Origin of the sequence: Micromonospora sp. NPDC005305, from assembly GCF_040607315.1 — a bacterium.
In the GTDB taxonomy this organism is placed as follows: domain Bacteria; phylum Actinomycetota; class Actinomycetes; order Mycobacteriales; family Micromonosporaceae; genus Micromonospora.
Genome location: NZ_JBEXGL010000029.1, coordinates 1 through 12,066, shown reverse-complemented (window position 1 = coordinate 12,066; position 12,066 = coordinate 1). Strand labels below are relative to the sequence as shown.

Annotated in this window: 10 protein-coding genes; 9 read left to right on the top strand and 1 reads right to left on the bottom strand. The window is 71.1% G+C overall.

The genetic code is table 11. The annotated features are described in order from the left end of the window. Nucleotides 1–185: 185 nt before the first annotated feature. Entirely contained in the window at nucleotides 186–1,043 is an 858-nt protein-coding gene (locus ABZS80_RS29990) for a hypothetical protein (RefSeq protein ID WP_355061093.1), read from the top strand. A gap of 87 nt (nucleotides 1,044–1,130) precedes the next feature. Here the strand turns inward: ABZS80_RS29990 and ABZS80_RS29985 are convergent, their stop codons facing one another. Continuing rightward, a complete protein-coding gene (locus tag ABZS80_RS29985) occupies nucleotides 1,131–1,700 on the bottom strand; it encodes a dihydrofolate reductase family protein (protein WP_355061091.1) in 570 nt (189 codons plus the stop codon). Between the two features lie 647 nt (nucleotides 1,701–2,347). On the opposite strand from ABZS80_RS29985, the gene ABZS80_RS29980 reads away from it, so the two are divergent. The 8 genes from ABZS80_RS29980 to ABZS80_RS29945 all read left to right on the top strand — a co-directional run bounded on the left by ABZS80_RS29980 (nucleotide 2,348) and on the right by ABZS80_RS29945 (nucleotide 12,007). Further along, nucleotides 2,348–2,725 carry a pilin gene (locus ABZS80_RS29980; RefSeq protein ID WP_355061089.1) on the top strand — a complete coding sequence of 126 codons (378 nt, stop codon included), beginning with the start codon at nucleotides 2,348–2,350 and terminating at the stop codon, nucleotides 2,723–2,725. Nucleotides 2,726–2,727: 2 nt separating this feature from the next. Next, nucleotides 2,728–3,648 (top strand): hypothetical protein, encoded by a 921-nt coding sequence (locus ABZS80_RS29975; RefSeq protein WP_355061087.1) that lies wholly within the window; start codon nucleotides 2,728–2,730, stop codon nucleotides 3,646–3,648. After that, the gene (locus tag ABZS80_RS29970) at nucleotides 3,645–4,598 is read left to right on the top strand and encodes a PrgI family protein (RefSeq protein WP_355061085.1); all 954 of its coding nucleotides are present in this window, start codon (nucleotides 3,645–3,647) and stop codon (nucleotides 4,596–4,598) included. Before ABZS80_RS29975 ends, ABZS80_RS29970 begins: the two co-directional genes overlap by 4 nt. Nucleotides 4,599–4,702: 104 nt before the next feature. Further along, nucleotides 4,703–6,391 (top strand): DUF87 domain-containing protein, encoded by a 1,689-nt coding sequence (locus ABZS80_RS29965; protein ID WP_355061169.1) that lies wholly within the window; start codon nucleotides 4,703–4,705, stop codon nucleotides 6,389–6,391. A gap of 161 nt (nucleotides 6,392–6,552) precedes the next feature. Further along, nucleotides 6,553–8,904: a DUF87 domain-containing protein gene (locus ABZS80_RS29960; protein WP_355061167.1), complete on the top strand. Its 2,352-nt coding sequence runs from the start codon at nucleotides 6,553–6,555 to the stop codon at nucleotides 8,902–8,904. Nucleotides 8,905–9,241: 337 nt separating this feature from the next. Next, on the top strand, nucleotides 9,242–10,084 hold the full coding sequence (locus tag ABZS80_RS29955; RefSeq protein WP_355061165.1) for a replication-relaxation family protein: 843 nt from the start codon (nucleotides 9,242–9,244) through the stop codon (nucleotides 10,082–10,084). Between the two features lie 327 nt (nucleotides 10,085–10,411). Continuing rightward, nucleotides 10,412–10,984 (top strand): GrpB family protein, encoded by a 573-nt coding sequence (locus ABZS80_RS29950; RefSeq protein ID WP_355061083.1) that lies wholly within the window; start codon nucleotides 10,412–10,414, stop codon nucleotides 10,982–10,984. A gap of 813 nt (nucleotides 10,985–11,797) precedes the next feature. Continuing rightward, a complete protein-coding gene (locus ABZS80_RS29945) occupies nucleotides 11,798–12,007 on the top strand; it encodes a hypothetical protein (protein ID WP_355061081.1) in 210 nt (69 codons plus the stop codon). Nucleotides 12,008–12,066: the final 59 nt, after the last annotated feature.

Below are 12,066 nucleotides of genomic sequence, written 5' to 3'. Positions count from 1 at the left end.
CCAGGATCCGGCGCGGACGGCGCCGTTTCCTGCATTGGTGCGTGCCGGTGCGGTGGCACGGTGCCGTCGTGCTGCTGGCCTGGACTGTCAGAGGTTTGTGCGGGCGCTGTGGCGTAATCGGTGTCTTCCGCGCCGGTGTGACACCACCTCGGCGTGCCGTCGACAATCGCCCCGGAGCGTGTGACATGACCGTGTCCGACTCGAATTGGCCGGACTCCCCACTGGACGCTGTCGAGGCCGCCTTCGCAGCACTCACCACGGGCCCCCTCCCCCTGGCAATCGACCTGGACAGGCTCGGACCTGGCACCGGCTTGCCGGCCGCTGTCATGACACTGCCGGCGCTGCGGGACTGGCTGCTGCGCCATCCCCGCGCCTACGCGGCGCGTGACGCGGTGTGGCGGGACCTGGTTCGCCGCGCTCGCCTGAACGGACCGTCCTGGGTCATCGCGGCGGTGGCGATGGCGATGCCCGCGCTGCGCCGGCATGCCGGGCGGCTGCACGCGGGGTGGTCCGGTGACGGCGCCGACCTGGACGCGGAAATTCTCACCGGTTTCCTCACCGCCTTGCGCGACCGCGTGGACTTGGCCAAGCCGGCCCCATACGCCGCGTTGTGCATGGCGGCCTGGCGGGCCGGACACGAGATGCTGCGCCGCTCGGGCACCGCGGTGCCGGTGCAGGACCTGGAGCACGTCATCGGCCCGCGCGCCCCGCACGTTCCGTACGGCCACCCCGACCTCCTGGTTCGGCGGGCAGCCCGGCTCGGTCTGCTGGAGGCCGGTGACCTCGAGCCCTACATCGACGTGCGGCTTGGGGGCAGAGCGATCGAACCGATCGCGGCGCGTCTGGGCATCACCGTCGACGCGCTGCGTAAGCGGATGATCGGCATCGACCAACGCCTCGCGGACGCCCTCGCGATGGGACTGCTCAGCGGCGTCGTCTCGGCCAAGGCTCGCGAGTGTCTGCAGCGCCAGTCCGCGCACCGCGCGCGCACTCGCGCCGGCCGCTCCGGCGCCCTGCGGAGCGCACCTCGGGCAGCCGCCTGACCTCCGAGGCTTTCCGCTGCAAGCTGGCGGCTTGGCAGGACCCGGAGGCAAGGGCGTCGCGTGGTCAGGGGCGGGTACGGTTGCCCGCTATTTCACGACCCGGAACCGCAGGTGCGTGACCGCGTCGGAGGCGATCACCTGCGTGCGCTCCAACTCGATGTTGCCCAGGTCGTCCAGCAGCCGGGTTCCGGCACCCAGCACGACGGGCACTAGGTTGATCTGCAACTCATCCAGCAGCCCGGCGCGCAGGACCTGCCGTCCAGTCTGGGCGCCCATCACGATCACGTCCTTGTCGTCGGCCGCGTCCTGGGCGGACCTGAGGGCTGTCTCGATGCCGTCGGTGACGAAGGTGAACGTCGCGCTTTTCATGGCGAGTTCGTCACGGGCCTGGTGGGTGAGTACGAAGGTCGGCGCCGGATACGGGGTGTCCTGCCAGTGGGGCAGTCCGACGTCGAACGTGCGCTTGCCGACCACGACCGCGCCCGCCGAGGCGAACGTGGCAGCGATGACCTCCTTGTCGCGCGGGTCGGGACGGTCGGTGAACATCCACTCGTGTAGCCGCATGCCACCCTTTCCCATGGGATGTTCCGCGCCGATGTCGGGGCCGGCGACGAAGCCGTCCAACGACATGCTCTTGTGCAGCACCACGGTGCCCATCGAGACCTCCTGAACGTTGGCTTCAGGGTTGGACCGTGCGGCCTCCCAGAACTCATCGGCGCCGGCGTCGGTGCCAGATTCAAACGAGGCCGGGAGCACCGGAGATACAGCCAGACAAGAGCTGGATCCTCCGGACGGGATATGGGTCACCTCGACGGAGAAACCCGCCAGTCGCAGCAGAAGGCTTGAGCAAAGTACAGGTCAACTGAGAGGGACACCTCGCCACGGACCTCGACCGAGCGGCCCAGGCATCACTATGCCCACGCGTGCGGCGCGGCTGGTGGCCAGGCGAGCGCCATGGCTGTCAGACCGGTGTCGGATCCGAGGGTGTCCGGCAGAGCTGACAAACGCCGGTTTGAGGGTGCGGAACTCCTCCGCAGCGCTGCACGAGGCGCTCGGGGGTTCCGCCCGCCGCCGGGCCCGAGGTTGGGGCTGACGCGAGCCGGGCGCCTCGGGTGCCGTGCCGTCTTGGTGCGCTGACACCTCACCGATTCCCGCTACACCCGACAGGGAGGACGCGCTCCTCCCGAGGGACTGTCGCGGCTCGCCGACGCTCCGTCTCCACTGCCCGGCGGCGGCCCTGTCGATGCCCTTTCAACGCCCACCCCTCGCCCGATCGAGGGGTGGGCTGGAGGTGAACGCCGTCCATGTACCGCATCCGGGCACGTCTTCGTGCCCTTACCACCGTCCACGTCCTCCGCCGCCTCGTCACGGTGGCAGTCGCGATCGTCCTGGTCATGGCGGCGCCGGCCGCCGCGCAGGCCGATCCTGGTGCGCCGGCGACCGTGGCGGTGAACTCGCTGCCCGTTGTCATCGCCAATCTGCGGGCCTGGCTGATCGGCATCCTCGCCGCGCTGGCCACCTTGTTCCTCGTCCTGGCCGGCGTCTACTGGGCCACCGCCGGAGGCGACCCGGCACAGGTCGAGCGGGCCAAGGGCGCACTGAAGAACGCCTTGGTCGGTTACGGCCTGGCCGTCCTCGCCCCTGTCCTGTTGCAGGTCGTTCGCGGGATCGTCGGGGGCTGATCATGGGCTGGCTACTCGACCAGATCCTGGACTGGCTGGCGGCGGCGATCCTGGCGAGCCTCGACGCGCTGTTCGGGGTGATCAGCAGCGCGCTGCTGATCACCCCGAAGGTCACCGCCCTGCCTCAGGTCCAGGCCCTGACGGGCCGTTCGGTGCTCGTCGTCGACACCGTCTTCGTCCTCGCCTTCGTGGCCGCCGGGGTGCTCACCATGACCGCCGGCGGCAGTGAAACCACCCGCTACACCGCCAAAGATCTCATTCCGAGGCTGATCGTGGGGTTCGTCGCCGCGCACTTCTCCCAGCTGTGGTGCGGCATGCTCACCGACCTGGCCAACGCCCTCACCGGCGCGCTCACCACACCCGACGGCGACAGCGACGGCGCGCTGCGCGCCATCAAGACCCACATCCTCGCTGGACGCGACACCACCGCGGTGCTGCTGTTCGTGATCTGCGTGGCGATCATCGCCGTCCTGCTCGCGGGCACCGCGTTCAGCGTGATCGTCCGCTTCGCCGTCGTCATCGTCCTGACCGCCTTCGCGCCACTGGCCCTCGCTTGTCACGCGCTGCCGCAGACCGAACCGATCGCCCGCATGTGGTGGCGCTCCTACACCGGCGTCCTCGCCGTGCCTGTGGTGCAGGGCTTCACCCTCTACGCCGGGCATTGGATGCTCACCGACCCCGAGCACCTACTGCCCGTGCTCGGACTGCCGGTGGATCCGGGCGGCGCGATCAACCTGTTCGTCGTCATGGTCATGCTCTGGACGACGCTGCGGGTGCCGTCCCTCATGCGCCGCTACGTGGCCACGGGCAACAGCGGCCGCGGGGAGAACATGCTCGGCGCGGCAGTGCGGGTCATCGTCATGCAGCAGGTCACCCGTTCCGTTCCAGGCCTCGGCCGCGGGCTGAAGGCGGTGGGCCGATGAGCCGCCACGACGACCGCGCCGATGCGGGCCGGGTGCGGATGCCGGCGGACGTCGACGCTCCCGACAAGGTGCTGTACGGGCTGACGTTCCGGCAGCTGGCGATCCTCGCCGTCGCCGCCATCGCCTTCTACGGCGCCTGGTGGACCCTGCACACGTTCGTTCCCGCGCTGGTACTGGTCGGCGCGGCTGTCGTGCTCGGCGGTCTCGTGTTCGGCGTGGCCGTGGGCCGGCGGGACGGCCTGCCGCTGGACGTGTGGCTGCTCGCCGCCGTGCGGCACTCTCGGGCGCCGCAGGCGCTGTCGACGACCGACACGACCACCACGGTGCCGGGCTGGGTGCAAGCCCCGGCGTCGAATGTGACCCTGCCGGCGCCGTTGACGCTGCCCGCCGACGCGATCGACGACGGCGGGGACATCTGCCTGGCCGGGGCGCGCGCGGCGATGGTCGCCGCCACCAGCGTCAACCTCGCCCTGCGCACCCCCGATGAGCAGGCAGCGCTGGTGGACACATACGGCCGATGGCTGAACTCGCTGTCCGCACCGACGCAGATCGTCGTGTCCGCCCAACCGGTGGACCTGCAGGGCGCCGCCCGCACCCTCGCCGAGGCAGCCGAGCAGCTGCCGCACCCCGCCCTGGCGGACGCGGCGGCGGACCATGCCCGTTTCCTCGACGACCTCGCCGCGCGGCGCGATCCACTGCGCCGGCAGGTCCTCATCGTCACCCGCACTACCGGCGGCGAGCGCGCCGCCCGCCGGCGCGCCGAGGACACCGTCCGCGCGCTGGCCGGCCTCGGCGTCACCACCCGGGCCCTCGATGGCGCTGCCGTCACCGCCGCTCTCGCCGCCGCGGCTGACCCCTATCGGCCGCCCCGACCCGGCGGCCTCGCGGGCCCCGACGCCGTCATCACCGCATCCGCGTCGCACCAGAGTCACCGACCCGAGAGGAGCTGACAGGCATGACGAAAAGCAACCACTCCCACCCGGGCGAGCAGGGCAGCCCGGTGCAGGGGCTGACCGCGACGGTCGCCCCCACTTCGGTGGAGGTGACGCCCCGGATGCTGCGCGTCGGCGACGGGTACGCCGCCACCCTCGTGGTCACCGGCTATCCGGCCGAGGTCGGCCCGGCCTGGCTCGAGCCGCTGCTGTCCTGGCCGGGCCGCCTGGACCTGGCGTTGCACATCGACCCGTTGCCCGCCCCGGTCGCCGCTGCCGGGCTGCGCACCCAGCGGGCCCGCTTCGAGTCCTCCCGGCGCGCTGACGCCGGGCGGGGCAAGCTACCCGACCCGAGCGTCGACGCCGTCGCCGAGGACGCGGCGGACCTCGCGCAGCGGCTCGCCCGTGGCGCGGCGAAACTGTTCCGCGTCGGCCTCTACCTGACCGTGCACGCCCGCACCGAAGACGAGCTCCTCGAAGCGTGCGCGCAGGTAAAGGCCGCCGCCGCGTCCACCCTGATCGAGGTGCAACCGGCAACCTGGCGGCACCTCGCAGGCTGGAGCACCACCCTTCCGCTGGCGACGGACTCGCTGGGGATGCGGCGCACCATGGACACCGCCGCCCTCGCTGCCGCGTTCCCCTTCGCCTCCGCCGACCTACCGGCGCCGCTGCCCGGCGACCCGCCCGCCGAGGGTGGGGTGCTCTACGGGGTGAACCCGGACTCGCAGGGCATCGTGTGGTGGGACCGCTGGGCGCAGGAGAACCACAACAGCGTCGTCCTGGCCCGCTCCGGCGCCGGCAAGTCGTACTTCGTGAAGCTGGAGATCCTGCGCAACCTCTACCAGCAGGTGCAGGTCGCCGTCATCGACCCCGAAGACGAGTACCCGCGCTTGGCCGACGCGGTCGGCGGCACCGTGGTCCGCCTCGGCGCAGCCGGGGTGAAGATCAACCCCCTGGATCTGCCGGCCGGCGACACCCGCCCGGACGTGCTCACCCGACGCGGCCTGTTCCTGCACACCCTCGTCAGCGTCCTGCTCGGGCAGCAGCCGCCGCCCGCCGAACGGGCGGCCCTGGACCGAGCGATCCTGGCCGTCTACCGGGCCGCGGGCATCACCCCGGATCCCGCCACCCACCACCGGCCCGCCCCGCTCCTACGCGACCTCGCCGACTGCCTGCAGACCGACGACGACCCCGCCGCACGGCAGCTCGCCGCCCGCCTCGCACCGTGGGTGCAGGGGTCGTTCTCGGACCTGTTCGACGGTCCGAGCACTACCCGCCCCGACGGGCATCTGGTGGTGTGGTCGCTGCGGCACCTGCCCGACGAGCTGCGCACCGTCGGCACCCTGCTCACCCTGGACGCGATCTGGCGGCAGGTCGACACCCCCGGCCGGTCGGCCGTACGGCGGCTCGTCGTCGTGGACGAGGCGTGGCTGCTCATGCGCGACGGCGAGGGCGCCCGGTTCCTGTTCCGCATGTCCAAAGCCGCCCGCAAACGCCACGCCGGCCTGACCGTCATCACCCAAGACGTCGCCGACCTCCTCGGCACCGACCTCGGCCAGGCCGTCGTCGCCAACGCCGCCACCCAGGTGCTGCTCAAGCAGGCGCCGCAGGCCATCGACGCCATCGGCGAGGCATTCGGGCTCACCGCCGGCGAGCAACGCCTACTCCTCGCCGCCCGGGTCGGCACGGGGCTGCTGATCTCCGGCACCAACCGGACCAGCTTCGAGGCCGTCGCCTCCCCCGCCGAGCACCGGCTCTGCACCACGAGCCCGAGCGAACTGGCCGACCTCGACGGAGGAGACGAGCTGTGAAGTGCTCCCTCGCCACGTACCTGGCCTTGCCGGCGGCCGAACCCAGCCCCTCCGCGCCCGGCACCGATGTCCTCACACCACCGACGGGCGCCGCGCGGTGGGTGCTCGACGCCGCCGGCTGGGCGGCGCAGCGGCCCTGGCTGCTCGCCGTCGCGGCGAGCATGCTGGTCGCCTCCGTCGCCGGCCGCAACCTGCTGCAGCTGTGGCGACACCGCCGGCACGCCGTCGGCGCCCGCCTGGTCACCATTGCTCCCCCGCCGGAGGTCGACCCGCACGGCGCCGCGGCGCTGTGGGCCAACCTCGCCGGCACCCTCACCCCGTCGCGCCGGCGGCGGCTGCTCTACGGCAGCCCGCACGTGGTGTGGCAGTACTCGTGGACCGGTCGACGGCTGCTCATCTCTGTGTGGGTGCCCGGCACCGTCGCGCGCGGCGCCGTGGAAGCCGCCGTCCGCGCCGCCTGGCCCGGCGCCGCCTGCGCGGTCGAGGACACCGCTCCCCCGCCGATGCCGTTGGATGTGCCGGCGGCGGTGGGCGGTCACCTTCTGCCCATCGCCGCCGAGTGGCTGCCGCTGCACACCGGCCACGACAACGATCCGCTGCGGGCGCTGATGTCCGCCGGCTCCCAGCTCAAGGCTGACGAGTACACGTGTGTGCAGGTCCTGGCCCGGCCGGCCGCGCCCCGTCGCGTGTCGCGGGCCCGGCGGGCCGCCGCCCGATTGCGCGACGGCAAAACCGCCGTCCCTGGGCTCAACCCGGCCACTCCCCTGCGGTGGCTCGTGGAGTTGTTCCTGCCCGGCAGCGCCGCCGGCCCCGCGCGATCAGCTCCGGCCGGGCGGCGCGACCCGGGCGTGGAGCGCGATGTGCGGGCGATCCTCGACAAGACCTCCCACCCGCTGTGGGAGACCGCCGTGCGCTACGCCGTCGGCAAGGACAGCCGGCGCGGGAGCACGGACCAGCGGCCCCGGCTGCTGGGCATCGCCGACACGATCGCGTCGTCCTTCGCGATCTATTCGGGCCGCAACCGCCTCGTCCCTCGTACCCGCATGTCGTCGCCGGCCGCGGTGCTGGCGTCGCGGCGTCTCGGCGGCGGGTTCCTCACCTGCACCCCGGAACTGGCCGCGCTCGCCGCGCTGCCCCGGGACCTGGCCGTGCCTGGGCTGGATCGGGCGCGGGCGAAGTCGATGCCCGCCCCGGTCGCCGTGGCCAGCGGCGGGCGCGGCATGAAGGTGCTCGGTGACGCGCAGGTCGGCGGTCACGGTGTGGCCCTGGCCGTGCCGGATGCCCGCTACCACCTGCACGTTGTGGGGGCCACCGGCTCCGGGAAGACGACGTTGCTGGTGAACATGGCCGTCGATGACATCACCGCCGGCCGCGGGACGGTGGTCATCGACCCGCACGGCGACATGGTCCTGGACATCCTCGACCGGCTCCCGGCATCGGTCGCGGACCGGGTGGTGCTGTTCGACCCGGACCAGCCGAACCCGCCGACGATCAATCCGCTCTCCGGCGACGACCCGGATCTGGTCGTGGACAATCTGGTGTCGATCTTCGGGAACATCTTCGCCAAGGCGTGGGGCCCGCGCATGGACGATGTCATGCGGGTGGCGTGCCTGACCCTGCTGCGGCACGCCAACGTCACCCTGCAGCACATTCCGCCTCTGCTCAACTCCGCCCAGTTTCGCTCGGCGATGACCGTTGACCTCGATGATCCGGCCGGCCTGTCCGGGTTCTGGCAGTGGTACGACGAACTGAACCCCGCCCTGCGCTCCCAGGTCATCGGACCGGTGCTCGCCCGCCTCCGGGCGTTCCTGCTGCGCGACTTCGTCAAACGCACGATGCGCTACCCGCGCTCGAGTTTCGACATGGGTGAGGTCCTCGACGGCGGGGCGCTGCTCGTGCGCATCCCCAAGGGTCAGCTCGGGGAGGACACCAGCAAGCTGCTCGGCTCCCTGGTGCTGGCGCAGGTGTGGCAGGCGGCCACCGCCCGGGCGCGCACCGCCCCCGACAAGCGGCGCGACGCCACCCTGATCATCGACGAGGCGCAGAACTTCCTCACCCTCGCCAACAGCCTGGACACGATGCTCGCCGAGGCCCGTAAGTACCGGCTGTCGCTGGTCCTGTCACACCAGGACCTCGCCCAGTTCCCGAAGGACCTCCTCGCCGCGGCGTCTGCGAACGCCCGCAACAAGATCTATTTCTCCTGCGCGCCGGAGGACGCCCGGGTCCTCGCGCGGCACACCCTGCCGGAACTCGACGAGCACGACCTGACCCACCTCGACGCCTACACCACCGCCACCCGCCTGGTGGTGGCCGGCCGACAAACCCCGGCGTTCACCATGAAAACCCGCCCACCCAAGCCGTTGGTGGGTGAGGCGGCGGCGATCCGGCAGGTCGCGGCGCGCGCGGTCCCGGCGCAGGACACCAGCGCGGTCGACGCTCTGGTCGACCGGTACTCCAGGCCGCCCGACCAGACGCGCACATCCCGTCCTCGGGGCGACAAGGGCAAGCCCTGAGCGACCTTGGCGCGGGTGCGGCAATCCCTTCGGCATCTGTCAGCCGTCCGGCAGGGGTTTCCCTCACCCCTTCCGCGGACGCTTCCTCAGCCCTTCACCACCGGATGTCCCTCACCGCTGACAGGTCCGCCCGGACAGGGCTGTCAGTGCTGCACACGGCGTCCGACCGGCACTGGCCGCGACCGCCGCCGATTCCAGACACCCCTCCCACGGAGGGGATCCATTCCTTCCCCTGAAAGGGATTCCACTCGTGTCGACCGACCGTCCCGTCTTCCACCCGCTGTCCGCCAACCCCCGGGTCCTCGCCTCCCGCAGCAACACCAACCGCCGCTCCCGGCTGGAACACCTTCGCCGGCTCACGCTGCGCGACCGTCAACTCCTCGCCTGGCTCGCCGAGCACTATGTGCTCTCGACCGACCAGATCGCCGAAGCGCTGTTCACCTCCCGCCGCTCCGCTCGGCTGCGGCTGGCCACCCTGCACGGCATCGAGGCCGTCAGCCGCTTCGTGGACATCACCACCGGCGACGGGCAGTACCTCTACGCCCTCGGCCCGCTCGGCATGCTCGTGCACCCGACCGCCTACAACGACCCGGACCGGCCCGACGCCCGGCCGCCGCGCAGCAGCATCGAGCGCACCGAACGCATCGTCGGCAGCCGCAAACTCGCCCACCTGCTCGGCACCAACCAGCTGTTCGTCGACCTCGTCGCTCACGCGCGTGGCCACCAGGATGTGCGGTTGGCGAGGTGGTGGTCCGAGCAGCACGCGACCGCCGCCTACGCCATCGCCGGCATCCGCCCCGACGCCCACGGGGTGTGGTGTGTCGGCGACCGGCAGGTCGGGTTCTTCCTGGAGCACGACAACGGCACTGAGTCCCTGGCCGTCGTCCTACGCAAGCTGCGCGGCTACGAGCGCCTCGCCCAGTTCGGGCCCCGCTACCCGGTGCTGCTGCGGGTGCCCAGCCGCCGCCGGGAGGCCAACCTCCAACGCGCGCTCGCCGGGGTGCCCACCATCATGCCCATCGCCACCGGCCTGCACGACGAACACCCCGCCGGACCCGCCTGGGCTCTCGCCTCCGACCCCGGGCCGCGCCGCTGGCTGCATGAACTGCCCTCAGACCACGGCCCTCACCACACCGCCACCAACCCGCACCGGTACACCGGAGACGCCGACATCGGCTGAAACGCAGGTTGCGCCCCTCACCGCGCAGCGACCGTGCCGACCTCCTCGGCTCGGTGTTCCCACAGGAGGTCGGAAACGTGGCTGACCTGGCGCCCCGGCAGGTGCTCAGCCAGTCTGCCGGCATCCTCGTCGCCATAGGACCTTCACGATCGGTACGCGTTCTCTCGTTCGATCGCAGCGGCGGCGCACTCTCCACATGGGCCGCTCAGGGGCGAAGCTGCGGCCGCGAAATCACCGTGAGTGGTGCCGAACCACACTCACGGCTGGCTGCACCGCCGAAGCTGGGCTGCGGCTAAGCATGTCGCACGAGGCCGGTAGGAAGGGCACATGAACGGGCAGCCAGGCGACGCACTCTGGTATCGGGCGGCACGGCTACAGGTCCAGATGTACGACCCGAGCTGGCCAGAGCGCTATGCCGAGGAAGGAGAGCTGCTGACGCGCACGCTTGCGGACTCGCTGCTTGCGGTAGAGCACGTCGGGAGTACGGCGGTGCCTGGCCTGGCGGCAAAACCGGTTATCGACATCCTCGCCGCTGTCCGGGACTTCACCGGTTTCCCGGCGCTGGTGGAGCGCCTACAGGGGATCGGCTACATCTACACGCCTGAGTCCGAGGCAGACGACCCCAGCCGCCGGGTCTTCCGCAAGGGCCCAGAGGACCTCACCCGTCTTCGCACGCATCACCTGCATGTCACTGAGCAGGACAGCGACTACTGGCGTCGTCTGATCGCCTTCCGCGACCACCTCCGCGCGCACCCGGAAGACGCCGCCTCCTACGTCGGGCTGAAACGGGACCTCGCTGCCCGACATGCCGCTGACCCTGGTCGCTACACCAGGGACAAGCGGGACTTCGTGAGGGAGATCGAGCAGAGAGCCGCCAGTCTGCCCCCATCCCCCGGATAGGCGCCAAAGACTGCGGCGCCCGGTCGGGGTCAAGGGATCGCGGTAACCTTCCCTACTCAAGCCGTCTCGTCGGCGTCGGATCACGTAGGCCCTGGCCAGCGGCCTTGGCTGCACGAAAGGCTCCACGGCGGCGGGGCTGGCCACACAAGCGGCGGGTGAACTGATGGCGCTCAGAAAGCGGGGCACTAGGCCGATCGTTGTTGACGGGATCCGCTACCGCTGGCTCGTCCGCCGGAAGCCGACGTACAGCCAGGGCTTGACTTGGTCGCCGCTGACCTTTGCCGTTGAGCGGACGGAGCCGCCTAGCTGTGCCACCCTCATCGTCCGGCTCGCGTCCCCGCACCCTGGCAACTGGATAAACGCTCCCGCCGCGCCGGTGCTGCCTTCGGCGGTCGCCCGCGCCATACGGCAAGCGCATGACCGTGGCTGGCAGCCGGATCATCCGAAATCGCCGTTCACGCTGAGCCTCGGTGATGAGGACCAACTGCCGTAGCTGGCGACGGTCTAGCGATCGCGCAGACCGTCAGCTCGGGATCGTCCTGGTCTGCACCGAGTGTGGCTGATTGACCAGGACCGCCGATACGGTGAGCGTCGGCATCGGGGAGGGCGGATATGGTCGCGTGGCTACCACGGCCAGTGCCTGACCAGGTGGGTTGGATCGTCGCCCGGCGACACCACGAAGAGGTGCTCGCCGCCGTCATCGAACAACAGCAGCGGCCCGGTCTGCGACGCTAGCGTCACCGCCGTGGCTAGGGCCGATTGCTAGTGGTGCTCGCTTCACGTCATGTGGCCGAGCCCATCTAGTCTCCCCACATGGGGAACCAGCCCGAGAGGGCCATGTTCGACTTCGACCAGTACTCACGGCGGGTAACCGACGGGCCCTGCTTCGTCTGCGCGTTCCTAGCCGGCGACCCCGATTACCGGCACCATCTCGTCTACGAGGACCACGACAGCATCGCCTTCCTCGCCCGCTACCCAACGCTGCTCTGCCATTCCCCTCGTAGCGTGGAGGCCAGAGCTTGAGGGATAAAGGTTCATGGCTGAGACGAGACGCCAGTTCGATCCGGAGTTCCGGGCGGGCG

Coding starts and splice junctions, on each gene's coding strand:
- ABZS80_RS29965 (WP_355061169.1), top strand. CDS start 4,703: ATGCTGCGCGTCGGCGACGGGTACGCCGCCACCCTCGTGGTCACCGGC.
- ABZS80_RS29975 (WP_355061087.1), top strand. CDS start 2,728: ATGGGCTGGCTACTCGACCAGATCCTGGACTGGCTGGCGGCGGCGATC.
- ABZS80_RS29980 (WP_355061089.1), top strand. CDS start 2,348: ATGTACCGCATCCGGGCACGTCTTCGTGCCCTTACCACCGTCCACGTC.
- ABZS80_RS29945 (WP_355061081.1), top strand. CDS start 11,798: ATGGGGAACCAGCCCGAGAGGGCCATGTTCGACTTCGACCAGTACTCA.
- ABZS80_RS29950 (WP_355061083.1), top strand. CDS start 10,412: ATGAACGGGCAGCCAGGCGACGCACTCTGGTATCGGGCGGCACGGCTA.
- ABZS80_RS29985 (WP_355061091.1), bottom strand. CDS start 1,700: ATGGGCACCGTGGTGCTGCACAAGAGCATGTCGTTGGACGGCTTCGTC.
- ABZS80_RS29970 (WP_355061085.1), top strand. CDS start 3,645: ATGAGCCGCCACGACGACCGCGCCGATGCGGGCCGGGTGCGGATGCCG.
- ABZS80_RS29990 (WP_355061093.1), top strand. CDS start 186: ATGACCGTGTCCGACTCGAATTGGCCGGACTCCCCACTGGACGCTGTC.
- ABZS80_RS29960 (WP_355061167.1), top strand. CDS start 6,553: ATGCTGGTCGCCTCCGTCGCCGGCCGCAACCTGCTGCAGCTGTGGCGA.